Annotated in this window: 22 protein-coding genes; 16 read left to right on the top strand and 6 right to left on the bottom strand. The window is 61.2% G+C overall.

Annotation, left to right across the window (positions count from 1 at the left end):
• Positions 1–193 precede the first annotated feature (193 nt).
• Both msrQ and msrP read right to left on the bottom strand, forming a co-directional pair.
• On the bottom strand, positions 194–802 hold the full coding sequence (gene msrQ / locus WDB91_RS05100; protein WP_339114063.1) for a protein-methionine-sulfoxide reductase heme-binding subunit MsrQ: 609 nt from the start codon (positions 800–802) through the stop codon (positions 194–196).
• The gene (gene msrP, locus WDB91_RS05095; RefSeq protein WP_339114062.1) at positions 802–1,710 is read right to left on the bottom strand and encodes a protein-methionine-sulfoxide reductase catalytic subunit MsrP; all 909 of its coding nucleotides are present in this window, start codon (positions 1,708–1,710) and stop codon (positions 802–804) included. The genes msrQ and msrP overlap by 1 nt, the downstream gene beginning before the upstream one ends.
• Positions 1,711–1,862: 152 nt before the next feature.
• On the opposite strand from msrP, the gene smpB reads away from it, so the two are divergent.
• The 4 genes from smpB (at position 1,863) to WDB91_RS05075 (ending at position 5,059) form a co-directional block, all read left to right on the top strand.
• Positions 1,863–2,339, top strand: a complete 477-nt coding sequence (gene smpB, locus WDB91_RS05090; protein WP_339114061.1) for an SsrA-binding protein SmpB — start codon at positions 1,863–1,865, stop codon at positions 2,337–2,339.
• Positions 2,340–2,441: 102 nt separating this feature from the next.
• Positions 2,442–3,293 carry a 3-mercaptopyruvate sulfurtransferase gene (gene sseA / locus WDB91_RS05085; protein ID WP_339114060.1) on the top strand — a complete coding sequence of 284 codons (852 nt, stop codon included), beginning with the start codon at positions 2,442–2,444 and terminating at the stop codon, positions 3,291–3,293.
• Positions 3,293–4,474: an amino acid aminotransferase gene (locus tag WDB91_RS05080; protein WP_339114455.1), complete on the top strand. Its 1,182-nt coding sequence runs from the start codon at positions 3,293–3,295 to the stop codon at positions 4,472–4,474. The genes sseA and WDB91_RS05080 overlap by 1 nt, the downstream gene beginning before the upstream one ends.
• Before the next feature lie 147 nt (positions 4,475–4,621).
• Entirely contained in the window at positions 4,622–5,059 is a 438-nt protein-coding gene (locus WDB91_RS05075) for a MarR family transcriptional regulator (RefSeq protein WP_339114059.1), read from the top strand.
• Between the two features lie 99 nt (positions 5,060–5,158).
• On the opposite strand, the gene WDB91_RS05070 is transcribed toward WDB91_RS05075, so the two are convergent.
• Together WDB91_RS05070 and WDB91_RS05065 are read right to left on the bottom strand one after the other, a co-directional pair.
• On the bottom strand, positions 5,159–6,508 hold the full coding sequence (locus tag WDB91_RS05070) for an ammonium transporter (RefSeq protein WP_339114058.1): 1,350 nt from the start codon (positions 6,506–6,508) through the stop codon (positions 5,159–5,161).
• Positions 6,509–6,535: 27 nt separating this feature from the next.
• A complete protein-coding gene (locus tag WDB91_RS05065) occupies positions 6,536–6,874 on the bottom strand; it encodes a P-II family nitrogen regulator (protein WP_339114057.1) in 339 nt (112 codons plus the stop codon).
• A 266-nt stretch (positions 6,875–7,140) separates the two neighbouring features.
• On the opposite strand from WDB91_RS05065, the gene WDB91_RS05060 reads away from it, so the two are divergent.
• The 4 genes from WDB91_RS05060 to WDB91_RS05045 all read left to right on the top strand — a co-directional run bounded on the left by WDB91_RS05060 (position 7,141) and on the right by WDB91_RS05045 (position 13,973).
• Complete coding sequence (locus WDB91_RS05060; protein ID WP_339114056.1) at positions 7,141–9,357, top strand: transglycosylase domain-containing protein; 2,217 nt, start codon at positions 7,141–7,143, stop codon at positions 9,355–9,357.
• A 118-nt stretch (positions 9,358–9,475) separates the two neighbouring features.
• Positions 9,476–11,233 (top strand): type I secretion system permease/ATPase, encoded by a 1,758-nt coding sequence (locus tag WDB91_RS05055; RefSeq protein ID WP_339114055.1) that lies wholly within the window; start codon positions 9,476–9,478, stop codon positions 11,231–11,233.
• Complete coding sequence (locus WDB91_RS05050) at positions 11,233–12,639, top strand: HlyD family type I secretion periplasmic adaptor subunit (RefSeq protein ID WP_339114054.1); 1,407 nt, start codon at positions 11,233–11,235, stop codon at positions 12,637–12,639. Before WDB91_RS05055 ends, WDB91_RS05050 begins: the two co-directional genes overlap by 1 nt.
• 956 nt (positions 12,640–13,595) lie before the next feature.
• Positions 13,596–13,973 carry a hypothetical protein gene (locus WDB91_RS05045; RefSeq protein ID WP_339114053.1) on the top strand — a complete coding sequence of 126 codons (378 nt, stop codon included), beginning with the start codon at positions 13,596–13,598 and terminating at the stop codon, positions 13,971–13,973.
• A 42-nt stretch (positions 13,974–14,015) separates the two neighbouring features.
• Here the strand turns inward: WDB91_RS05045 and WDB91_RS05040 are convergent, their stop codons facing one another.
• The gene (locus tag WDB91_RS05040) at positions 14,016–15,194 is read right to left on the bottom strand and encodes a MalY/PatB family protein (protein WP_339114052.1); all 1,179 of its coding nucleotides are present in this window, start codon (positions 15,192–15,194) and stop codon (positions 14,016–14,018) included.
• A 135-nt stretch (positions 15,195–15,329) separates the two neighbouring features.
• Here WDB91_RS05040 and def (WDB91_RS05035) point away from each other — a divergent pair, with 135 nt between their 5' ends.
• The 6 genes from def (WDB91_RS05035) (at position 15,330) to WDB91_RS05010 (ending at position 18,097) form a co-directional block, all read left to right on the top strand.
• Positions 15,330–15,872 carry a peptide deformylase gene (gene def, locus WDB91_RS05035; protein ID WP_339114051.1) on the top strand — a complete coding sequence of 181 codons (543 nt, stop codon included), beginning with the start codon at positions 15,330–15,332 and terminating at the stop codon, positions 15,870–15,872.
• Positions 15,872–16,372 (top strand): peptide deformylase, encoded by a 501-nt coding sequence (gene def / locus WDB91_RS05030; protein WP_339114050.1) that lies wholly within the window; start codon positions 15,872–15,874, stop codon positions 16,370–16,372. Before def (WDB91_RS05035) ends, def (WDB91_RS05030) begins: the two co-directional genes overlap by 1 nt.
• 4 nt (positions 16,373–16,376) lie before the next feature.
• Positions 16,377–17,273: a methionyl-tRNA formyltransferase gene (gene fmt, locus WDB91_RS05025; RefSeq protein WP_339114049.1), complete on the top strand. Its 897-nt coding sequence runs from the start codon at positions 16,377–16,379 to the stop codon at positions 17,271–17,273.
• Positions 17,274–17,277: 4 nt separating this feature from the next.
• A complete protein-coding gene (locus WDB91_RS05020; protein WP_339114048.1) occupies positions 17,278–17,487 on the top strand; it encodes a hypothetical protein in 210 nt (69 codons plus the stop codon).
• Between the two features lie 22 nt (positions 17,488–17,509).
• The gene (locus tag WDB91_RS05015; RefSeq protein WP_339114047.1) at positions 17,510–17,713 is read left to right on the top strand and encodes a hypothetical protein; all 204 of its coding nucleotides are present in this window, start codon (positions 17,510–17,512) and stop codon (positions 17,711–17,713) included.
• A gap of 120 nt (positions 17,714–17,833) precedes the next feature.
• Positions 17,834–18,097, top strand: coding sequence for a hypothetical protein (locus WDB91_RS05010; protein ID WP_339114046.1), 264 nt, complete (start codon positions 17,834–17,836; stop codon positions 18,095–18,097).
• 56 nt (positions 18,098–18,153) lie between these two features.
• On the opposite strand, the gene pyrF is transcribed toward WDB91_RS05010, so the two are convergent.
• The gene (gene pyrF / locus WDB91_RS05005; RefSeq protein ID WP_339114045.1) at positions 18,154–18,864 is read right to left on the bottom strand and encodes an orotidine-5'-phosphate decarboxylase; all 711 of its coding nucleotides are present in this window, start codon (positions 18,862–18,864) and stop codon (positions 18,154–18,156) included.
• A gap of 465 nt (positions 18,865–19,329) precedes the next feature.
• Here pyrF and clpB point away from each other — a divergent pair, with 465 nt between their 5' ends.
• The gene (gene clpB, locus WDB91_RS05000; RefSeq protein ID WP_339114044.1) at positions 19,330–21,942 is read left to right on the top strand and encodes an ATP-dependent chaperone ClpB; all 2,613 of its coding nucleotides are present in this window, start codon (positions 19,330–19,332) and stop codon (positions 21,940–21,942) included.
• Between the two features lie 214 nt (positions 21,943–22,156).
• A complete protein-coding gene (locus WDB91_RS04995; RefSeq protein WP_339114043.1) occupies positions 22,157–23,422 on the top strand; it encodes a DNA polymerase IV in 1,266 nt (421 codons plus the stop codon).
• Position 23,423 lies beyond the last annotated feature (1 nt).

Here is a 23,423-nt window from a genome sequence, read left to right as displayed (position 1 = left end):
CGCAACCCCTTTTTCAACGAAAATCATAAATTCATACAAAAATTCAAATAACATACTGAAATTTATGTATTTATTTTAAAGCACCCCATCGAGAGCCTTGCGAACGACCGCTGCCAGCGAAGAAACGGCGCCGATGGATCACAGCCAGATCTCCCGATCTCTCATCCTTCCCCCGTCAGAGCCGATAAGGGGCTCAGCGTCCCCGAAACCGCCAGAAGAGGCGCGCGCCCAGCAAGGCCACAAACACCAAAGTCCAGATCCAGCCCTCGCCAGAGATGACCTTCATCTGCCAGAGATAGTGCAGGAGCCCCAATCCCACCGCAGGATAAACGAGCCAATGCAGGCGGCGCCAATTTTTCCCCAAACGCCGGATCGAGGCGTTGTTCGACGTCACTGCCAACGGAATCAGCAACGCGAATGCAGCGATCCCGAACAAGAGATAGGGCCTGCGGTAGAGGTCAGGCAGCAGCTGGCTCCAGAGAAGCGCCATATCGAGAACGATCCACGCCATGAGGTGAAGCGCCACATAGAAGAAGCCCAGAAGACCGGCCGCACGACGGTAGCGCAGAAGGTTCACGCCCGTGATCCGCCGCAGGGGCGAGATCACCAAACCGCCAATCAGGAACCACAACGCGATCTTGCCCAGACGGTGCTCGATTCCCTTGACCGGATCGACGCCGATCCCGCCCGAGAGAACCAGCCAGACGACCCAGGCCAGCGGGATCAGCCCCGCAAGGTAGACGACCCAGGTCGGCAGATGCCGCGTCGCGCGATTGATCGGGGATGCGATAGCCAGTTGCATCAATAGAACTTCCGGAGATCCATACCGTCATACATGGCGGCGACCTGATCTCCATAGCCGTTGAACATCAGTGTCTCCTTGCGGCCACCGAACAGGCCTGCGCCGATGACGCGCTCCGTCGCCTGCGACCAGCGCGGGTGATCCACCTGCGGGTTCACATTGGCATAGAAGCCATATTCGCTGGGCTGCAGCGCCTGCCAGGTATTGAGCGGCTGATCCTTCACCAGCGAGATCTTCACGATGCTCTTGGCGGATTTGAACCCGTATTTCCATGGCACGACCAGTCGCATGGGCGCGCCGTTCTGTTTGGGGAGATCCTCGCCATAGAGCCCCGTCGCCATCAGGGTCAGGGGATTCATCGCCTCATCCATGCGCAGCCCCTCCTGATAGGGCCAGTCGATACCGGAATAGCCTTTCTGGCCGGGCATCTCCTCGGGGCGCAGGACCGAGGTGAAGGCCACATATTTCGCCTCCGGCTGCACGCCGACCCTTTTCAGCAGCTCGGACAGCTGGAAGCCCGACCATGGGATTACCATCGACCACGCCTCCACACAGCGGAAGCGGTAGATACGCTCTTCCACGGTGACCATCTTCATCAGATCATCGAAAGCATAGGTGCCGGGCTTGTCGACCAGACCGTCGATCTCGACCGGCCATGGCGAGGTCGTCAGCGCGCTGGCATATTTGGCGGGGTCGGATTTATCCCAACCGAATTCATAGAAGTTGTTGTAGGAGGTGATCTCCTCGAATGTGTTGGGCTTGAGCGCCTCCTCGGCCCGCGCGCCCTTGGGCAGCGCCGCCACGAGCCCCGCCCCCAGCCCTCCTGCCATGATCTGGCGGCGCTTGAGGAACATCTCCTTGGGGGTGACGTCCCTATCCTTGTAGATATCCCACTCTCTGCGCGTCATACTCGGTCCTCCGGGATTGCGGCCTTTGGAGAGTATACGGGCAGAAGCGGGGAGAAGTTTCAGCGTTTCCGCAAAAAAGCCTCACGTTTTGGTCAGACAGGACGATTGGGGATCTTTACTCAGACGCCCGCCCGCCCTATCTCTGCGCGACCATGGCAAAGAAACCGAGTTCAGAAAATAACGGCCTGATCGCCGAAAACCGTCAGGCACGCTACCATTACGCAGTCGAGGATACGCTCGAGGCGGGCATCGTGCTGACGGGCTCCGAGGTCAAGTCCCTGCGCAATGGCCGCGCCAACATCGCCGAGAGCTACGCCTCGGTCGAGGAGGCCGAGCTTTGGCTGATCAATGGCAATATCGAGAAATATGCCCAGGCCAAGACCTTCGGCCACGAGGAACGCCGCAAGCGCAAGCTGCTGGTGTCCAAGCGGGAACTCTCGCGCCTGTGGAACGCGACCCAGCGCGAGGGCATGACCATTGTGCCGCTGAAGATGTACTTCAACGACAAGGGCTTCGTGAAGCTCCTGATCGGTATCGCCAAGGGTAAGAAAGTGGCCGACAAGCGCGCCACCGAAGCCAAGCGCGACTGGAACCGCCAGAAACAGCGCCTGCTCAAGCAGAATATGTGAGTCGGGGCGGGCCCTAGATCCCCGCCCTGCCCTATCCCTACTTGCACCGCCGAGCCCCTTCCGTTTAATCAAGGCAATGACCGCAAGGGAGGACGTGGCACGATGGATAATCCCAAGACTCTGGTATCGACCGAGTGGCTCGAGAACCATCTGAAGAACCCCGACCTGCGGGTGATCGACGCGTCCTGGTTCATGCCCGGCTCCGACAGGGACGCCAAAGCGGCCTATGAGGCCTGCCATATCCCCAATGCGCGGTTCTTCGATATCGACGAGATTTCCGATCACCGCTCCGATCTGCCGCATATGGCCCCGCCCGCCGAGAAGTTCATCTCGCGGATGCGGGCGATGGGTGTGGGCGACGGCCATCAGGTAGTGATCTATGACCAGAGCGGCATCTTCTCGGCACCGCGCGTGTGGTGGCTGTTCCGCCTCTTTGGCAAAACGGATGTGGCCGTGCTCGATGGCGGCCTGCCGAAATGGCTGGCCGAGGGACGCCCGACCGAAGATCTGCCCCCCGTCTTGCGCGAGCGCCATATGACCGTGCAGCGTCAGGCGCAGCTGGTGAAGGATGTGACGCAGGTGGCGCATAGCTCGAAACTGGGTGATGCCGTGATCATCGACGCCCGCGCACCCGCGCGCTTTGCCGGCATCCAGCCCGAGCCGCGCCCCGGCCTGAGGGCGGGCCATATCCCCAATGCGCGCAATGTGCCCTTTGGCGAGGTGCTCACCGGCAATGGCACGATGAAATCCCCCGACGAACTGCGCGCCGTTTTCGAGGCGGCAGGCGTCGATCTGGCGAAACCCGCCATTACGTCCTGTGGATCGGGTGTCACCGCGTCGGTGTTGGCGCTGGCGCTCGAATCGATGGGCAAAACCGACTGGTCGCTCTATGACGGCAGCTGGTCCGAATGGGGCATGTATAACGACCTCAGGGTCGCAACCGGAGAAGCATGATGTTCAGCAATCTCAAACCGCAACCGGCAGACAAGATCCTTGCCCTGTCCGGCCTCTATCGCGCGGATCCGCGCGAGGACAAGATCGACCTCGGCGTCGGCGTCTATAAGACTGCTGAAGGCAAGACCCCGATCATGACCGCGATCTCGAAGGCAGAAAAGATCCTGCACGAGACCGAGACCACCAAAAGCTATGCAGGCCTTGCGGGCCAGCCCGACTTCCACGCGGCGATGGCCTCGATGGTTCTGGGCGAGGGCTATCCCGCCGACCGTCTGGCCTTCCTGTCGACCGTGGGCGGCACCGGTGCCTGCCGTCAGGCGTTCGAACTGGCACGCGTGGCCAATCCCGACATGAAGGTCTGGGTGTCGGACCCCACCTGGCCGAACCATATCACCATCCTGAATTTCATGGGTGTCGAGGTCAAACCCTATCGCTATTTCGACAATGACGCCCGCGCGGTGGCTTTCGATGCGATGATCGAGGACCTCAAGCAGGCCAAGAAGGGCGATGTCGTCCTGCTGCATGGCTGCTGCCATAACCCGACCGGCGCCAACCTGACGCTGGAGCAATGGGCCGTGGTTGCAGAGACCCTGCTCGAAACCGGCGCGACCCCGATGATCGATCTGGCCTATCAGGGCTTCGGTGACGGTCTCGAGGCTGATGCCGCCGGCACTCGCCTGATGGCCGAAAAAATGCCCGAACTGATGATTGCGGCCTCCTGCTCGAAGAATTTCGGCATCTACCGCGAGCGCACCGGCTGCCTGATGGTGCTGGGCGATGCGGCCAATACCGCCGTCACGCAGGACAACCTCAGCAAACTCAACCGTCTGGCCTATTCCTTCCCGCCCTTCCACGGGCAGGCGCTGGTGGCCAAGGTCCTCACCGACCCGACCCTGCGTCAAGAATGGGAAGACGAGCTGGAAGCCGTGCGCAACGGCATGCTGGGCCTGCGCGAGCAACTCGCCTCGGAACTGCGCCAGCTGACCAATTCGGACCGGTTCGACTTCCTGGCCCATCACCGCGGGATGTTCTCGCGCCTGGGCGCGACCGAAGAGCAGGTTCTGAAGATGCGTGAGGACAATGCGATCTACATGGTCGGCGATAGCCGCCTGAATATCGCGGGCCTGAACAAGACCTCCGTGCCGCTTCTGGCCAAGGCGATTGTTGCCGCCGGCGTTTAACCGCGTATAGGCTCCGCAAACATGAAAGGCAGCCTCCGGGCTGCCTTTTCGCATATTGTAACCAGAATATGTTGAAGTTAATTTGAGCGGACTTATAAAATCATAACAATTTCGCCCTAGATTGGCGTTGTACAACAGAGGTCCACTATGCCCAAAGCCCGCCTAGCCTATCTTCTTCATGATGCGTCGCGCGCCGTGCGTAGCCGCTTCGAAACCCATACTGCCGAAATCGGGCTGACTTCCTCGCAATGGCGTCTGATGTCGATCCTGATGCGGGAAGGCCCGTTGCCACAGGCGCGGCTCGCCGAACTGATGGAAATCGAGCCGATCTCGGTCTCGCGCCTTGTCGACCGGATGGAACAGGGCAACTGGGTCGAACGTGCGCCCTCGCCCAATGACCGGCGCGTGCGCCTCGTGGCACCCACCGAAAAAGCCCAGAGCACCTTTGCCGATGCCCGCAGCGCCGCCGATAAGGTCTATGCCGAATCGATGACCGGCATGCCGGAGGGCACCTATGAACAGCTGACCGACATCCTCGAGACGCTGATCAAGAATCTCAATACGCTCAACAACCAGAACCGCTGAGGCGGTGGCGGGAGGGACCTCGGGTTCTGCCATCCTTTGTCCAATGCAAAAGGCCCGGATCGATGATCCGGGCCTTTCTTGTTCACACTGCACCTGAAATCAGGAGCGGAATTCCGGATAGGCTTCCATGCCCAGCTCGGCCTTGTCGAGACCCATGGTCTCGTCTTCGGCGGAGACGCGGATACCCATTACAGCTTTGAGGATCAGCCACAGGATCGCCGAGACCACGAAGACGAAGACGCCGACGATGATGATCGAGATCAGCTGGCCCATGAACGTCGCATCGGGGTTGGTGATGCAGACAGCCAGGGTGCCCCAGATACCGCAGAACAGGTGGACCGGGATCGCGCCGACAACGTCATCGATCTTCAGCTTGTCGAGGAACGGAACCGCGAAGACCACGATGATACCGCCGATGGCACCGATGATGCAGGCCCAGCCGAGACCCGGGGTCAGCGGCTCTGCGGTGATCGACACGAGGCCGGCCAGCGCACCGTTAAGCACCATGGTAAGGTCGGGCTTCTTGTAGAGGATCTGGGTCAGAACCATTGCCGCGAAAGCACCGGCACAGGCGGCCATGTTGGTGTTTACGAAGATACGCGACACGTCGGCTGCGTTACCGATCGAACCGAGCGCCAGCTGCGAGCCACCGTTGAAGCCGAACCAGCCGAGCCATAGGATGAAGGTACCGAGCGTGGCAAGGGTCAGGTTGGAGCCCGGGAAGGGGGTCACGCGGCCGTCTTTGTATTTACCGATACGCGGGCCGAGGATCAGACAGCCAGCAAGAGCTGCCCAGCCACCGACGGAGTGCACGACGGTCGAACCTGCGAAATCGAGGAAGCCGAACTGGCTGTCGAGGAAGCCGCCGCCCCATTTCCACGATGCCTGGATCGGATAGATCACGCCGGTCAGGATCGCGGTGAAGATCAGGAAGGGCCACAGCTTGATACGCTCGGCCAGAGCCCCCGACACGATCGAGGCGGTTGCGCCACAGAACATGACCTGGAAGAAGAAGTCCGAGCCGGTCGAGGCATAGGAATAGTCGTCAACCGCATCCGCACCAACGCCAACGGCTTCGAGAACTGCGGTCGCGAACGCGCCCAGATAGCCGCCGGTCTCATCGGAGCCGATCGACCAATTGCCCAGCGGATACATCAGGTTGTAGCCGATCAGGTAGTACATGATGCAGGCGATCGAAAAGAGCGCGATGTTCTTGAGGCACTGCATCGCCACGTTTTTCGAGCGAACAAGGCCCGCTTCGAGCATGGCGAAACCTGCCGCCATGAAGAACACGAGGAAGCCGCCCACGAGGAACAGCAGCGTGTTCAGGATCCAGACGCTGTCGGTCGGCACTGCGGAGGGAGCCGCCGGTGCATCCTGAGCCAGCGCGGGCATAGCCACCAGCGCGGCCGCGGCCGCAAGGCCGGTAAGTCTTCCGAAGTTTTTCATCAGTAATTCCCCTGTCCCACGGACGCTTTAGAGAGCGTCTTCGTTGGTTTCGCCGGTACGAACGCGAACCGATTGTTCGACGTCGAGCACGAAGATCTTGCCGTCACCGATCTTGTCGGTTTTTGCAGCCTTGAGAATCGTATCAACGACCTCGTCTGCAAGACCATCCGTCACGACGATTTCCAGTTTCACTTTCGGCACGAAATTCACCGCATATTCAGCACCGCGATAGATTTCCGTATGGCCGGACTGTGCGCCGAAACCCTTGATTTCGGTCACCATCATGCCACGCACGCCGATGGAGGTCAGCGCTTCACGCACCTCTTCGAGCTTGAAAGGCTTGATTGCTGCAATAATCAGTTTCACGTTCGATTCCTTCCTGTCTCCTCAGCTCCGCTTATCGGAACCGATAGGCGGCATGCCGCCACAAAGCCCAATACTTAGGCATGTTACAAGGCAACCTTGCCGTCAGCCTCACATTCCCGTGGCCCAGCGAACCGGCAAAGCACACTTTTTGGACAGTAAGTATATTTTTTAATCACGCAATATACCGAATCGTGAGAACCCTAACCTCCACAAAGACCAACAATCCGTGTAAATTGGCCAGAACGATCAAGAACGGATACGAGCAGATGGCAAATAATGGCGGCCCGCGCAAACCGCTGGTAGCGGAGCGACGCTACACAGGCGGCGGCAAACCTGGACCGAAGAAAACCCCTCCGAAAAAGCCCGCCAAAGTGGCGCGCAAACGGCCCCCGCGCAAGCATGGACCGATCCTGGGGTTCATTCTTGGCATCCTTGGCTTCTTCGGTCGCCTGATCTTCAAGGCGACATGGCGCGTGCTGGCGGTGATTGCCATCATTCTCGGGATTTCGGTCTATTATTATTACAGCACCCTCCCCCCGCTGACCCAGCTTCTGGACGGTCGCACACGCGGCTCGGTTACCATGCTCGACCGAAATAACGACGTCTTTGCATGGCGCGGTGAGACCTTTGGCGGGCAGATCACCGCCCAAAACGTCTCGCCCTATCTGCGCGAGGCCGTGGTCGCCACCGAGGACCGCCGCTTCTATCACCATTTCGGGGTCAGCCCGCGCGGCATCGCTTCGGCCATCCGCATCAACCTCAGCGAGGGGCGCGGCCCCTTCTCGGGCAATGGTGGCTCGACCATCACCCAGCAGGTTGCCAAGCTCCTGTGCCTCGGTGTGCCCTATGATCCTAAGACGTGGAAGAACGAAGGCGAATACGAGGATGACTGCCGGTCGGGCGGTCTGACCCGCAAGATCAAGGAAGTGCCCTATGCGCTGGCGCTCGAGGCCAAATATACAAAATCCGATATCCTGACGATCTACCTCAACCGCGCCTATCTCGGTGCGGGCGCGCGCGGCTTCGAAGCCGCTGCCCAGCGGTATTTCGGGATTTCGGCGGCCAATGTGAACCCGCAGCAGGCGGCGATGCTGGCAGGGCTATTGAAGGCCCCGACCCGCTATGCCCCCACCAATAATCTCGCGCGGTCGCAGGCACGGGCCGACACCGTCCTGTCGCTCATGCACGAGCAGAAATTCCTGACGGATGCGGAATACAAGGAAGCCAAAGCCAACCCCGCGACCCTGTCGGAAGCTGCACAGAAACGCGCGGGCGGTTACTTTGCCGATTGGGTCATGGATGACATCCCGCCCTTCCTGTCGAATGACACGACCGAGGATGTGATCATCCATACCACCTTCGACCAGCGCATCCAGACCGCTGCCGAGACGGCGCTGAAGGATGTGTTCGACACCAAGGTAAAAGACGGCTCGACGGCCGAGGCTGCGGTCATCGTCATGAGCGCCGATGGTGCGGTGCGGGCCATGGTCGGCGGACGCCAGACCAAAGTCTCGGGCGCGTTCAACCGCGCGACAATGGCGTTGCGCCAACCGGGCTCCACCTTCAAGCCCTTCGTCTACGCGGCAGCGATGGATATGGGGATGACGCCCGATACCATCGTCGAGGATACGCCCCTGACGATCAATGTCCCGGGCTCCGGCCCCTGGTCGCCCCAGAATTACGAGAAAGGTGTCTTCCGCGGTCCGATCACGTTGACCACCGCACTGACCCATTCGGTCAATGTGGCGACGGTACGCCTGCAGGAAGAGGTGGGCCGCGATGCGGTGCGCAAAGTGGCCGAGGATTTCGGCTTCGGGCATAACCTCGCCAAAGGTCCGGCACTGGCGCTCGGGGTCTCCGAATCGACGCTGATCGACATGACCGGCGCCTATGCGGGCATCCTGAATGGGGGCTCTTCGGTGAAGCCCTACGGCCTGACCGATCTGCGGATCAAAGGCGACAAAGAGCCGATCTTCACCTCGGGTGGCGGTATCGGCGAGCGGGTGATCTCGGAAGATGCCGCACGCAAGCTGATCTATATGATGCATAACGTGGTAGAACAGGGTACGGGCCACCGCGCGAAGCTTGATGGCTATGAGGTTGCGGGCAAGACCGGTACCACCCAGTCGGCGCGCGATGCGTGGTTTATCGGCTTCACCGACGACTATGTGACCGGTGTCTGGATGGGCAATGACGACAACAAGCCCCTGACCGGCGTGACCGGCGGCGGCCTGCCCGCCGAGATCTGGCACGAGGTCATGACCCGGGTCGAGAAAGGCCAGCCCGCGAAACCGTTGCCGATGGCCAACCCGTCCGAATGGCAGGCCCAGACGCAGCCCTATGCCGGCCAGACCTATAATAGCGACGGCACGACGACATCGGGGTGGAATGCGCAGAACGCCCCGGTCCAGCAACGGCGTGAACCCAATATCGCCGAGAAGATCATCAACGATGTCTTGGGGGCAATTACCGGAAACCGCTAGATTTTTATCTAGATCAACCCTAACGGTAAAGGTTCCGAAACACCTCGCGGTAAAAATGAAAACCGGCCTCATCTTTGGTGGGGCCGGTTTTTCGTTTCCGACTGTCTGAGAGTATCCCATGCCGGACCGCCGCTCCCCTTTGGGCAAGAAAAGACTGAATGACGAAAGCAAGCGCGAATGGGGCCTGTTCCTGAGCGTCGGCCTGTTCTCGGCTTTTGTGAACATCCTGATGATGACCGGCCCGATGTTCATGCTGCAGGTCTATGACAGGGTTCTGGCATCACGCGCCGAGGAGACCCTTGCCAGCCTGTTTCTGCTGGTGGTCTTTCTTTTCACCGTCATGGGCCTTCTGGATTTTGTCCGCTCCCGCCTGATGTCGCGCGTGGCCAAACGTCTGATGGGCCGGCTCGAGGAGCGGGTCTTCGCAGCCGTCCTGCGCCGCAATGCCCTCAATCCCGAGGATCTCGTCTCGAGCCTCGGCTTGTCCGACCTGGACGCGGTGCAGAAGCTCCTGAACTCGCGGGTAGTGCTGGCCCTGTTCGATATGCCGTGGTCCCCGCTGTTCTTTCTGGCAATCTTCATCTTCCACCCGCTGCTGGGGCTCTTGGCTTTGGGCGGCGGGGCGGTGCTGATCGCGGTGACCCTGCTCAACCGCGTGGCCACCCGCAGCCTTTCGCGCGAGGCGGCGCAGGCCCAGACGGTCTCCGGCAGGCTGGGGGATTACCTGCGCGACGAGGCCGAGCTTTTGCAGGCGCTCGGCATGCAGGGCGCCGCCTTCAACCGCTGGCGCGAGAGCCGCGGAACGGCGCTCCGCGCCGAGGCGCGCGCGGCAGACCGGACGACAGGATTTACCACCTTCACCCGCAGTTTCCGCCAGTTGCTGCAATCGGCCATGCTGGCCCTTGGTGCATGGGTAGTGCTGCGCGGAGAGATGAGCGCCGGTGCGATGATTGCGGGCTCGATCCTGATGGGCCGTGCGCTCAGCCCGATCGAGACCGTCATCGGTGGCTGGAGCGTGATCGCCCGTGCCCGCGATGGCTGGCTGAGGCTCCCCGACCTGCTCGACAGCCAGACCGACGAGATACATATCACCCCCTCGCGCCCCGCTGCACGGGTCATCGCCAAGAACATCACGGTGGTCCTTCCAGGGACCCGCAGGCCCGCGCTGCGTGCGTTGAGCTTCCGGCTGGAACCCGGACAGGCTCTGGGCGTGATCGGCCCCTCGGGGTGCGGCAAGACCACGCTGGCCCGTGCCCTCTGCGGGGTGCGCCCCCTTGCCGATGGCAGCCTGCGCCTCGACCAGAGTGACCTGCACCGCTTCCCGAGCGACACATTGGGCCAACTCTTGGGCTATCTGCCGCAGAACGTGACCCTTTTTCAGGGCACCATTGCCGAGAACATCGCACGCATGAAAGCCAACCCCTCCCCCGAATCCGTAATCGAGGCGGCGAAACGGGCCGATGCACATGACATGATTCTCGATCTGCCCGACGGGTATGATACCCGAATCCACAGTACATCGGGGCCGCTTTCGGGCGGGCAGATCCAGCGGATCGGCCTGGCGCGAGCCTTGTTTGGCGACCCGCTGCTACTGATTCTCGACGAGCCCAATGCCAATCTCGATGCCGACGGGAATGCCGCTCTCAACCGCGCCATCCGCGAGATGAAAGACCGGCGTGGGGCCGTTATCGTCATGGCGCACAGGCCCGCGGCCATCTCCGAATGCGAGACCCTTCTGATGCTGGAGAACGGGCAATGCCGCGCCTACGGTCCGCGTCAGGAGGTGCTTGCCAAGACCGTCCGCAATGCCAAGGATATTAGCCATATCGGTAAGACCGGTATGTCGGGTGCCACCCAGAGGAAGGAGGCGCCCTGATGCTTCGCAACAATTCCCGCCCGCCACTGCGCGCGGCAGATCTGACCAGAAGAATCGGTGCCAAGGCGCATTCTGGAGGCGCGCAAACTCCCCGCCCGCAGCCCCAGATCGCGGCCAAGGACCGCACGACCTATAATCTGCTGGTCCTGGGCTATGCGGCCCTCTTCGTTCTGGTGGTCATTTTCGGCAGCTGGGCGAGCCTGACAAAGATCGCGGGGGCCGTCATCGTCTCGGGGCGGCTTGAATTCGATACCAACCGGCAGGTCGTACAGCATCCGGAAGGCGGGCGTGTCGAGGAGATTTTCGTGAATAATGGGGATAAGGTCTCGGCGGGCGACATCCTGATCAAGCTCGACGGGCAGGATCTCCAGCCCGAACTGACCATTCTCCAGGACCAGCTCTTTGCGCTTCAGGCGCGGCGGGCGCGGCTGAATGCCGAACGGTTGCGGCAAGACCAGCTGACATATCCCGAGACACTAACCCAGCGCGCCGAGAGCAAGCCCGGCCTGCAGCAGATCCTGTCCGGCCAGACAACGCTGTTCGAGGCGCGCAATACCGCCTTCGCGCAGATGCTGATGCAACTCGACCGCAAGGCCATTCAGGCCGAGGACCGGATCATCGGCATCGATGCGCAGATCAAATCCGTTCAACAACAGCAGGTTCTTCTGGCGGAAGAATTACAAACACAGGGCGGGATCGCGGATACGACCTCCCAGCAACGCGCCCGCCGGCTTTCCTTCGAGCGCGAACTGGCCGTGCTTTACGGGCAGAACGGCCAGCTGATCGCCAAACAGGCGGAGACACGAGAGGATATCACCACGATCGAGTTGCAGAAATTGCAGATCCTGTCACAGAGGCAGGTCGAACTCGAAAGCGAACTGCATGACATAGATCGGCAGGAACTGCAGCAGATGGAGCAGGTACGGAATCTACGCAACAAGATCAAACTTCTCGACATCCGCGCACCGATCGACGGCATCGTACACGAGATGGCCACCACCACCCGTCTTTCCGTGCTGCGCCCCGCGGATCCGGTTCTCTATCTCATTCCGCAGGATCGACCTATGATGATCGAGATCCGCATCCCGCCCATGAATATCGACGAGATCCGGCAGGGTCAGCTGGCGACCCTCCGCCTGCCGGGCCTCGCTGCGCGCGATGTGCAGGAGCTGACCGGATCGATCCAGAGGATCTCGCCGGATGCCTCGATCGACCCTGTCACAGCGACCGCATATTACCGCGCAGAGGTGATGCCGGATGCCAGAACCGAAGCGATTATGGCGCAGATGCCGCTATTGCCAGGCATGCCCGTCGAAGCCTATCTGCGTACGACCGATCGCACCCCGCTGACCTATATCCTTGCGCCCTTCCTGAGCTATCTCGACCACGCCTTCCGCGAAAGCTAGATCCTGCGCAGATATAACACGCCAGCCGTCTGTCGGGCGCCCCACCGCCCAGGCCTTCTGAAGTGCCCCCGCATTTCGCGGAAGAGTTTTTTCTGGCGCATAGCCTGCCTGTTGATCATGCTCCACAAAACGTCCAATGGAGGTGTCTGATGTTGCAAAAGATCTCCCGCAGACGCTGGTCTCGGACAGAAACTCGGCATCCGGCTTTCAGACCACATCCATCCATCAAGAGACGCGGAGGCCGGGCAATGACCTCGCCATCGCGGATGCTCATAACGTCATTACCGCAGACCCAGAGGGCAAGGCGACCACCGGCCAAGGGCATCGAGCACTCATTGGCCTTACGGCGCAACAACGCTTGAGGCACCGCCCCGCCCAGTGCGCGTCCCAAGTCGCGGAACAGCTAAATGCGTCACTCGCTGGCGCATTCTGTCTGACAGAATCTTTCCGACAGGGCAGCAGTCTTTACCTTACAAGAGCGATGGGGGCCCGTCCGAAGAACACGACAGCGGAATGTGCCGATCCATCCGGAGTGTCGCATGCCAACGGCAGGCTCATCCCGTCGTTACCATGGCCAGCTTATCCAACGCCGTTCTGAACGCCGCCCCGATATCCGACACGCATCCGATCCTCGCCCTCTCGCCAGAACCATCTCTAATCGGGATTCATCTAATCCAACCATGCGTCTGGCCAGTGATTGCCGTGCAGTGGCGCCGCTGAAACATTTCTCGGACGGTTTGAGCGCAAACAGGGTGCGTGGTCCGGCGCGAAATTTCTGCACGCGGATCAAAGGGCGCGCTCCGACCGCGCGCAGGTGCATCGCATGGGTAAGGCTACCATTGTCTTCGGAAAAACTCCCCTATCTTCTGACTGGAGAGTCACCCACACCACAAATATCTTCTCAAATCCTCTCGGGGTTTCACTTGATTTTCATGATTAAGAGAACAGAATTGTGAATGAGAAGACTCATCTGGAAGGAGGACCTGATGGAGTTCTTGCCGAAAGATATCGCCCAGGCGATGCGCGATGCGCAAATCAAGACAGCGGGCAAACGCACGAAGCTCAGCCTTAGATCGGGCGACAAGAACTGGCCGATCCTGCGCCGCTGGGAAGGCGGGCTTGCGCTCAATGCCGACGAGATCGATCATCTCAGAGGTGAGGTCTATCTCTATGACGGCATCCGCCATGTGGCGACGGGGCTGATCATTGCCTCCGAGGTCGAGAATGGCGAGCTGATATGTGCGATCAAACGGGAAACGCCGGTCAGAGACCGCGCGCCTGTGGATTTTGTGCGCGATCCCGATGCGCCAGTGGGCTATCTGCCAAGCGCCTGATGGCACAAAGTCAAAAAGGCCCCGCATTCGGGGCCTTTTCTATTACTGCAGATCTTCAAAAGCCTTTTTCAACCGCGCCACAGCCTCTTCGACCCGTGTCCGCGGCGTGGCCAGATTGAAACGAAGATAGGTTTCGCCGCCCGTGCCGAAGGTCGTGCCGTAATTCGCGGCGATCAGCGCCTCTTTTTCCACCCGACGGGTAAATTCGGCCCGCTCCATCCCCGCGCCGGAAAAATCGACCCATGCCAGATAGGTCGCCTCCAGTGGCATCGATTTCAGGCCCGGAATGGCATTGACGCCCGCGTCGAAAATCTTGCGGTTGCCATCCAGATAGGCACAAAGCGCGTCCACCCAGTCGGCCCCCTCGGGGCTGTAAGCCGCCGTCGCCATCGCCATGCCGAAACTATTGGGCGAAATCCCCAGCGCATTCATCCGCGCGGAAAACTTGGCGCGCAGCGCAGGATCGGCGATGATCACATTGCCCGAATGCGTGCCCGCGATATTGAAGGTCTTGGTGGTGGCGGTCATCATGACCACAGGGTAGTTGCCCGCAACATTGGCCATGGGAGTATGCACCTGCCCCGGCATGACCAGGTCATGGTGGATCTCGTCCGAGACCAGCACCAGGTCATGCTTGCGGGCAAACTCCACAACACCTTCCAGCTCGGCGCGGCTCCAGACACGCCCGCCCGGATTATGGGGCGAACAGAGCACCAGCATGCGGGTCTTTTCATCCACAATGCTATCCCATGCGTCGAAATCCATCTGGTAGCCGCCATCCACCAGCTTCAGCGGGCATTCCACCACATCGCGCCCCGCCGCTTTGATCACGCGGGCGAAGGCGTGATAGACTGGCGTCATGAGCATTACCCCGTCGCCTTCCGCCGTGAACGCATCCACGCACAGCGCCGTGCCATTTACCAGACCATGGGTCGTAAAGATCCAGTCGTCCTGCACCTCCCAATCGTGGCGCGTCTTCATCCACCAGCGGATTGCGGCGTTGTATTCCGCATTGCCGCCCCAATAGCCGTAGACGCCCTGACGGGTCATCTCCTCCAGCGCCTCCTGCACACAGGCGGGCGGACGGAAATCCATATCGGCCACCCACATCGGGATACCCGTCGCGGCGGGCACGCCATAGATGTCTTCCATGCTGTCCCATTTGGCGGAATGGGTGCCGGTGCGGTCAATGATCTCGTCGAAATCGGGCGCTTTGCTCATCAGATGTCTCCTGCGTCTTTGCGCGCATCAGATCACCTCTGGCGGCGGGATACAAATGCCTGATTGTATCCTTATAATGCACCGCCAAGCCGCTGCCCCATTGCCTTGGAACCAACCATCGCCTAAATCGGCCTTATGACCCTACGCCCGATCCTCATTCACCCCGACCCGCGACTGAAGAAGACCTGTGATCCGGTCGTCTCGGTCGATGCCGAAATCCGCAAGCTGGCTGACGATATGCTGGCCACGATGTATGACGCCCCCGGTGTCGGCCTTGCCGCGCCACAGATTGGCGTGCTACAGCGTGTCTTCGTGATGGATTGCGTGAAGGAAGAGAACGCAGCGCCCCAGCCAACGGTGATGATCAATCCCGAGATCACATGGTCCTCGGAAGAGACCAACACCTATGAGGAGGGCTGCCTGTCGATCCCCGATCAATATGCCGAAGTCACCCGCCCGAAACTGGTGCGGATGAAATGGCTGAGCGTGGATGGCAAGGTCATGGAAGAGGAATTCGACGGGCTCTGGGCCACCTGCGCCCAGCACGAGCTGGATCACCTCGATGGCAAGCTGTTCATCGACTATCTCGGACCGATGAAACGCAAGATGATCACCTCGAAGATGCAGAAGCTCAAACGCGAGCGCGCCCGCGCGCCGAAATCCGACGGGATCATCTGATGACCGTGCGCAAGTTCATCCCCTTTGACGACAAGCGTCTGCGCACAGCGGCCGAGCCTGTGGCCGAGATCACCGAGACGGTGCGGATGATCTGGGATGACATGATCGAGACGATGGATGCGATGCCGGGGGTCGGTCTGGCCGCCCCGCAGATCGGGATCATGATGCGTCTGGCGGTGGTGGATGCCTCCGACAAGCGTGGCGAGGCCATCCGCATGGCCAATCCCGAAGTGCTCCATGCCAGCGTCAAGATGCGCAAACATGATGAGGCAAGCCCCAATCTTCCGGGCGTCTGGGCACCGGTCGAGCGTCCGCGGGCGGTTACCGTGCGGTTCCTCAATGCCGATGGCGAGATGGAAGAACGTGATTTCGTCGGGCTCTGGGCGACCTCGGTCCAGCACCAGATCGACCATCTCAACGGCAAGACCTATGTGGACCATCTCTCGCCCCTGCGGCGCAAGATGCTGATCCAGAAATCGAAAAAACTGAACAAAGGCTAAGGTCATGCGCGTCGTCTTCATGGGCACCCCCGAGTTTTCAGTCCCGGTGCTCGAGGCACTGGCGCGCGAGCACGAGGTCGTGGCGGCCTATTCGCAGCCGCCGCGCCCTGCAGGTCGTGGCAAACATCTGCGCCCCTCCCCCGTTCAGGCCCGCGCCGAGGAACTGGGGATAGAGACGCGCACCCCGCTGAATTTCAAGGATGAGACCGACCGTCAGGCCTTTGCCGATCTGAAGGCCGATGTGGCTGTGGTAGTGGCCTACGGGCTGATCCTGCCACAAGCGATCCTTGATGCGCCCGAAAAGGGCTGCCTGAATATCCATGCCTCGCTGCTGCCGCGCTGGCGCGGGGCGGCGCCCATCCACCGTGCGATCATGGCAGGCGATGCCGAAACGGGAATTTGTATCATGCAGATGGAAGCGGGGCTCGATACCGGCCCCGTGCGCCTGCGTCGCGCGACCGAGATCGGCGCGACCGAGACCACCGGAGAGCTGCATGACCGGCTGTCCGTCATGGGGGCCTCGATGATCATCGAGGCGCTGGCGCATCTTGATACGCTCCCCAGCGAGGCCCAGCCCGACGAGGGCGTGACCTATGCCGCCAAGATCGACAAGGCCGAGGCGCGGATCGACTGGACTGCCCCTGCAGCCGATGTAACCCGCAAGATCAACGGCTTGTCGCCCTTCCCCGGAGCGTGGTGCGAGATTGCGGGGGAACGGGTAAAGCTTTTGCGCGCCCGCCAGACCGACGGTCATGGCGCTGCCGGAGATGTTCTGGGCGGGTTCACCATTGCCTGCGGAGCAGGCGCCGTGCAGGTGCTGGAGGCGCAGCGCGCGGGCAAGAAGCCGATGGCAGCCGCGCAGGTCTTGCAGGCCCTGACCCTGCCCGAGCGCCTCGACTGATTCCATGTTCGGCCTCCTGATCGCGCCCCTGACCACCATGACCTCCCGCCTGATCGGCATGATGCTGGTCGTGGCGATCTGGCTGCTGTCGCGACCGGGCGGCTGGGCGGTGCTGGTGGTGCTGGTTCTTGTGGGGGTGAAGCTGCTGCCCGAGCCCGACACTCACTCCGAAGTGACCTCCCCGCCCCCTGTCACCGCGCCTGCTTCGCGTTAAGTCGGAGCCAAAGGAGCGGATCATGCCCATTGCCATCATTCTCGTTATCGCCGTTTTCATCGGTCTCCTGTGGTATCGCAAGCGCAATCCCTGCCGGTGGGAACGTATCGGCGGCAAGGGCGCACTGAAGGAATTCCGATGCAAGACCTGCGGCGCGGTGGCCTATTCAGCCCGCTATGACGGCCCCGAGCAATGCAAGAAAGGGCTTGAGCCGCCCGCGCCGTAAGTGGCCGCGCCGGCTCTATCGGCAGGCTCCCGCCCATGCGGGCGAGCGGCGCCACCGCTCAGGGAACAGCCCCGTCATCCCCGCGTTCTCTCTTCAAATCGAATGTCGAAGGAGACGAAGATGACCGAGAATAACACGCCTCCGCCGCGCCGCGACAACGGCCTCTATTTCGTTCTGGGGGCGATCGTCGTCGCGCTTGGCGTGCTGGTCTGGTATGTGATGGGCTCGCCCGGTGACACCACAACCCCTGCACCTGCGGGCAACGAGGTGTCGATCACCAACGAGGCCCCTGCCTCCGAGCCGGCCCAAGAGCCTGCGTCGGACGCACCGGCCGAGGTCGAGGTGGCTCCGGGAGCCGATGACGCCCCTGCCCCCCAGCAGTAATGTAAAAGGCCCGCCAGTTGGCGGGCCTTTTACATGACACGTTTCTCGTGAAACACTCAGATCGCTTTGATCTCCGCCAGAATGGCCTGCGCGGCCGCCTGCGGATCCGCCGCCTGCCAGATCGGGCGGCCAACGACAAGGTGATCCGCCCCCGCCGACAGCGCCGATGCGGGTGTTTCCACACGCTTCTGGTCTCCCAATGCGGCCCCTGCGGGCCGCACACCCGGCGTGACGATCAGCTTGCCCTCGGCCTGCGGCAGTGCCCGGATCATCGCGGCCTCACGCGGCGAGGCAATAACGCCATCAGCTCCGGCCTCGAGCGCGCGCGCGGCGCGCTCTGTCACCAGATCCGCAATATCGCCCGGCTGGATCAGCGCGGCATCCAGATCGGCGCGATCAAGCGAGGTGAGGATGGTCACAGCGAGGATTTTGAGATCCTTACCCGAGGCGCCTTCCTTCGCGGCGCGCACCACATGGGGGTCGCCATGCACGGTCAGGAAGTCCAGATCGAATTGTGCGATCCCGCGCACCGCAGCCTCGACCGTGGCGCCGATATCGAAGAATTTCATATCGAGGAAGATGCGCTTCCCATGCTCCTGTTTCAGCTCGTTGGCAACGGCCAGACCGCCCCCCGTGAGCATCCCCAGACCGATCTTGTAGAAAGAAACGCTATCGCCCAGTTTCTGGGCCAGCTCGAGCGCGGCCAGCGCGTCGGGCACATCCATGGCAACGATCAGGCGGTCATCGGCGGGCAAAAGGGCGGTCATGCAGCATCTCCTGTGGTTTGCACCCCGATGCGCAAGACGGCACGAAAAATCAACCCCTGAGGAACCACAGGGGGAACTTTCCCGCAATCACTCCGGTATCGGCAGCCCCGCGGACAGGTCTTCAATCCCGAGATTTGACCGGTATCAAGGCACGCACACGCGCACGGTGCATCATGACGATGCCCAGAAGGGTCAAAGCAGCGAGGAAGGGCAGATAATGCAGCACAGTCATGGCGTCTCTCCTGTTCCTTGGGGTCTCACCTTACAGGCGAGACATTTACGGAACCTTGCACGGTGCCTGCGAGTTCCCTAGGCGCTTCGCAAAAGCCAAGATTTTCGTTTCAGGCGTGGTCTGACATCTTGAATAGCCTGACCCACCTACCCAATTATTCGATAAGACCCGACCAGACATGTGCCGCTTACGGGCATGTCGATTTGCGGGGGCTTTAGAAAAGGAGATACCCGATGAACATGGAAAAGTTCACGGAGCGTTCGCGCGGCTTCCTTCAATCCGCGCAGACAATCGCAATGCGGGAAGGCCATCAGCGCGTGGTCCCCGAACATCTGCTCAAAGCATTGATGGATGACGATCAGGGACTTTCGTCCAACCTGATCAATCGCGCCGGTGGCGATGCCGCCCGCGTGGCCGATGCCGTCACCCAAGCCGTCGGCAAACTTCCCAAAGTGTCCGGCACGGATAGCCAGACCTATATCGACCAGTCGCTCGTGCGCGTGCTCGACGAGGCAGAGAAGATCGCCAAGAAAGCCGGTGACAGTTTCGTGCCGGTGGAGCGTATCCTGATGGCGCTGGCCGTGGTCAATACCCGTGCGAAAGACGCGCTTGATGCAGGTGCCGTGACCGCGCAGAAGCTGAACACGGCCATCAACGATCTGCGCAAGGGCCGCACCGCCGATAGCGCCTCCGCCGAGGACGGCTATGAGGCGCTGAAAAAATATGCCCGCGACCTGACCGAGGCCGCCGAGCAAGGCAAGATCGACCCGATCATCGGTCGTGACGACGAGATCCGCCGCACGATGCAGGTGCTCTCGCGCCGCACCAAGAACAACCCCGTCCTTATCGGGGAGCCGGGCGTTGGGAAAACCGCGATCGCCGAAGGGCTTGCGCTGCGCATCGTCAATGGCGATGTGCCGGAGAGCCTGCGCGACAAGCGGCTTCTGGCGCTCGATATGGGCGCGCTGATCGCAGGGGCGAAATATCGCGGCGAGTTCGAGGAGCGGCTGAAATCCATCCTCAAGGAGATCGAAACCGCAGCCGGTGAGATCATTCTCTTTATCGACGAGATGCACACGCTTGTGGGCGCGGGCAAATCCGATGGTGCGATGGATGCGGCCAACCTGATCAAGCCGGCGCTGGCGCGAGGCGAGTTGCATTGTGTTGGCGCCACCACGCTTGATGAATATCGCAAATATGTCGAGAAAGACGCGGCTCTGGCCCGGCGCTTCCAGCCGGTAATGGTCGAAGAGCCCACCGTCGAGGATACGATCTCGATCCTGCGTGGCATCAAGGAGAAATACGAGCTCCATCACGGGGTTCGGATCTCCGATTCGGCGCTCGTGTCGGCGGCGACGCTCTCGCATCGCTATATTACCGACCGCTTCCTGCCCGACAAGGCGATCGATCTCGTGGACGAGGCCGCCTCGCGCTTGCGGATGGAAGTCGATTCGAAGCCAGAGGAACTGGATGCGCTGGATCGCCAGATCCTGCAGGCGCAGATCGAGGCCGAGGCGCTGAAGAAAGAAGACGACGTCGCAAGTCAGGACCGTCTCGAGAAACTCGAGAAGGAACTGTCGGAACTGCAGGAACGCTCCGCCGAGATGACCGCCAAATGGCAGGCCGAACGCGACAAGCTGGAGAGCAGCCGCGTGCTGAAAGAACAGCTGGACCGCGCGCGCGCCGAATTGGAAACCGCCAAACGCGAAGGCAATTTCGCAAAAGCGGGCGAGTTGCAATATGGCCGCATTCCGGATCTTGAAAAGCAGCTCGAACAGGCGGAATCGGCAGAGGATGTCATGGTCGAAGAGGCCGTGCGTCCCGAACAGATCGCCGAGGTGGTCGAGCGCTGGACCGGTATCCCGACCTCGAAAATGCTCGAGGGCGAGCGCGAGAAGCTGCTGAAAATGGAGGAAGAGCTCCATAAGCGGGTGATCGGGCAGGATGCCGCAGTGAAGGCGGTGGCCAATGCGGTGCGGCGTGCGCGTGCGGGTCTCAATGACGAGAACCGTCCACTGGGCTCGTTCCTCTTCCTCGGCCCGACCGGCGTGGGCAAAACCGAGCTGACCAAGGCTGTCGCCGAATATCTCTTCGACGATGATCAGGCGATGGTGCGGATCGACATGTCGGAATTCATGGAGAAACATGCCGTCTCGCGGCTGATCGGCGCCCCTCCGGGCTATGTCGGCTATGACGAGGGCGGAGTACTGACCGAAGCCGTGCGCCGCCGCCCCTATCAGGTGGTGCTGTTCGACGAAGTCGAGAAGGCGCATCCCGATGTGTTCAACGTGCTGCTGCAGGTGCTTGATGATGGTGTTCTGACCGATGGTCAGGGCCGGACGGTGGACTTCAAGCAGACGCTGATCATCCTGACCTCCAATCTGGGGTCTCAGGCGCTCAGCACCTTGCCCGATGGCACGGATGGAGCACAGGCCAAGGCGCAGGTCATGGAAGCGGTGCGGGCACATTTCCGCCCCGAATTCCTGAACCGTCTGGACGAGATGGTGATCTTCGACCGCCTGTCGCGCGACAATATGGACGGGATCGTTACCGTGCAGCTGGCACGTCTGGAGACGCGTCTGGGTCATCGCAAAATCGGGCTTGCGCTTGATGATGCGGCCCGCACATGGCTCGCCGACAAGGGCTATGATCCGGTCTATGGCGCACGCCCGCTGAAACGGGTGATCCAGCGCTATCTACAGGACCCGCTCGCCAATCTGATCCTGTCGGGCGATGTGCTGGACGGATCAACGGTTACGGTCACGGCAGGGCCGGACGGTCTGTCTGTCGGCGGGCATATCGTCCCGCCTTCGGAAGCCACGCCCCTCGGCGCGGCTTTGCACTGAATGCAAGCGGGCGGCGGCTCCGGCCACCGCCCGCTGATACGACGCATGGAGGGGGCTCTGCCCCCACTGCCTTGCGGCAGCCCCCCGGGATATTTATGGACACTGGAAGCCATTCTCCCACTTCCAGTGTCCATAAATATCCTCAGGGGTGAATTGGCACGACGTGCCAAGAGGGGCGCGAGCGCCCCTTTCTGTCTCGCTATCGGAAAGAGGTATGGCCAGTCTTTGCAGATCCTGTTTCGCCTCCTTCGCCGAGGCTCCAAAGCGACGGTGCCCGCGGTGCAGGCATGACGGGCTGGTGAGCCATAACGAACTGCTCCAGCTGGGCCTTGCCCATATCGACTGTGACAGTTTCTATGCCTCGGTCGAGAAGCGCGACAATCCCGAGTTGGCCTCGCTGCCGCTGATCGTTGGGGGGGGCGCACGCGGGGTGGTGACGACCTGTTGTTATGTCGCCCGGATCTACGGTGTGCGCTCGGCAATGCCGATGTTCCAAGCCCGCAAGCTCTGCCCCGATGCGGTGATCCTACCGCCGCGTATCGGCTATTACGCCGAAGTCTCTCGCGAGATCCGCGCGAAGATGGCGCGTCTGACGCCCTTGATCGAGCCGCTATCGCTGGACGAAGCCTTTCTGGACCTTCGTGGAACCGATACGTTGCATGGCATGCCACCCGCCGAAAGCCTTGTGCGGCTGGCCGCCGAAATCGAGAGCGATATCGGAGTAACTGTTTCAGTCGGGCTCAGCCATAACAAGTTTTTGGCGAAAATCGCCTCCGACCTTGATAAGCCACGTGGATTTTCCGTGATCGGTCGGGCCGAGACGCGCGATTTTCTACGCGACAAGCCGGTAGGCATTCTGTGGGGCGTAGGGGCAGCAACACGACAGGCCCTAGGGCAGGCAGGCATCCGCACGCTCACCGACATCCTACGGATCGGGCGCGACGATATGATCCGCCGCTTCGGTGGACAGGGCCTGCGGCTCTGGTCGCTGGCGATGGGCGAGGATGATCGCCGTGTAACCCCGGATGCGCCGGTCAAAAGCGTTTCGAACGAGACGACCTTCTCGCAGGATCTCAGCGACCGCGAGGCGCTTCTGGCACAGCTATGGCATATGGCGGAGAAGACGGCAGCGCGTATGAAGGCAAAGGACCTATCGGGGAGTATCGTCACTCTGAAATTGAAGAAATCGGATTTCTCCACCCTGACCCGCCAGTCGCAGCTCACAGATCCGAGCCAGCTGGCAGATACGCTTTTTCAGGTCGGAAAGCGGCTGTTTGACACCCTGCCCGCAGGCACGCCCTATCGGTTGATCGGTATCGGTTATTCGGGGCTAAGGCCCGCACGCGAGGGCGATCCGGTGGGCGATCTGCTGGACCCCGATGCGGGGCGGCGCGCCAAGCAGGAGCGCGCGATGGATGCCATCAGGGCCAAATTCGGCGTGGATGCGATCCGGATGGGGCGGGGGTTCCGGAAAGACTGAC

This window comes from Thioclava sp. GXIMD2076 (genome assembly GCF_037949795.1).
GTDB classification, from domain to species: Bacteria; Pseudomonadota; Alphaproteobacteria; order Rhodobacterales; family Rhodobacteraceae; genus Thioclava; species Thioclava kandeliae.
Note: the sequence above shows the minus strand (reverse complement) of the source record. Positions and strands in the feature narration are given on the sequence as shown.

Excerpts from the sequence above, each read along its gene's own strand:
- WDB91_RS05055 (WP_339114055.1), top strand. The coding sequence starts at position 9,476 with ATGCCGGACCGCCGCTCCCCTTTGGGCAAGAAAAGACTGAATGACGAA.
- WDB91_RS05080 (WP_339114455.1), top strand. The coding sequence starts at position 3,293 with ATGTTCAGCAATCTCAAACCGCAACCGGCAGACAAGATCCTTGCCCTG.
- def (WP_339114050.1), top strand. The coding sequence starts at position 15,872 with ATGACCGTGCGCAAGTTCATCCCCTTTGACGACAAGCGTCTGCGCACA.
- clpB (WP_339114044.1), top strand. The coding sequence starts at position 19,330 with ATGAACATGGAAAAGTTCACGGAGCGTTCGCGCGGCTTCCTTCAATCC.
- WDB91_RS05015 (WP_339114047.1), top strand. The coding sequence starts at position 17,510 with ATGCCCATTGCCATCATTCTCGTTATCGCCGTTTTCATCGGTCTCCTG.
- WDB91_RS05060 (WP_339114056.1), top strand. The coding sequence starts at position 7,141 with ATGGCAAATAATGGCGGCCCGCGCAAACCGCTGGTAGCGGAGCGACGC.
- msrQ (WP_339114063.1), bottom strand. The coding sequence starts at position 802 with ATGCAACTGGCTATCGCATCCCCGATCAATCGCGCGACGCGGCATCTG.
- WDB91_RS05075 (WP_339114059.1), top strand. The coding sequence starts at position 4,622 with ATGCCCAAAGCCCGCCTAGCCTATCTTCTTCATGATGCGTCGCGCGCC.
- pyrF (WP_339114045.1), bottom strand. The coding sequence starts at position 18,864 with ATGACCGCCCTTTTGCCCGCCGATGACCGCCTGATCGTTGCCATGGAT.
- def (WP_339114051.1), top strand. The coding sequence starts at position 15,330 with ATGACCCTACGCCCGATCCTCATTCACCCCGACCCGCGACTGAAGAAG.
- fmt (WP_339114049.1), top strand. The coding sequence starts at position 16,377 with ATGCGCGTCGTCTTCATGGGCACCCCCGAGTTTTCAGTCCCGGTGCTC.
- sseA (WP_339114060.1), top strand. The coding sequence starts at position 2,442 with ATGGATAATCCCAAGACTCTGGTATCGACCGAGTGGCTCGAGAACCAT.
- WDB91_RS05070 (WP_339114058.1), bottom strand. The coding sequence starts at position 6,508 with ATGAAAAACTTCGGAAGACTTACCGGCCTTGCGGCCGCGGCCGCGCTG.
- WDB91_RS05020 (WP_339114048.1), top strand. The coding sequence starts at position 17,278 with ATGTTCGGCCTCCTGATCGCGCCCCTGACCACCATGACCTCCCGCCTG.
- WDB91_RS05050 (WP_339114054.1), top strand. The coding sequence starts at position 11,233 with ATGCTTCGCAACAATTCCCGCCCGCCACTGCGCGCGGCAGATCTGACC.
- WDB91_RS05010 (WP_339114046.1), top strand. The coding sequence starts at position 17,834 with ATGACCGAGAATAACACGCCTCCGCCGCGCCGCGACAACGGCCTCTAT.
- msrP (WP_339114062.1), bottom strand. The coding sequence starts at position 1,710 with ATGACGCGCAGAGAGTGGGATATCTACAAGGATAGGGACGTCACCCCC.
- WDB91_RS04995 (WP_339114043.1), top strand. The coding sequence starts at position 22,157 with ATGGCCAGTCTTTGCAGATCCTGTTTCGCCTCCTTCGCCGAGGCTCCA.
- WDB91_RS05040 (WP_339114052.1), bottom strand. The coding sequence starts at position 15,194 with ATGAGCAAAGCGCCCGATTTCGACGAGATCATTGACCGCACCGGCACC.
- WDB91_RS05045 (WP_339114053.1), top strand. The coding sequence starts at position 13,596 with ATGAGAAGACTCATCTGGAAGGAGGACCTGATGGAGTTCTTGCCGAAA.
- smpB (WP_339114061.1), top strand. The coding sequence starts at position 1,863 with ATGGCAAAGAAACCGAGTTCAGAAAATAACGGCCTGATCGCCGAAAAC.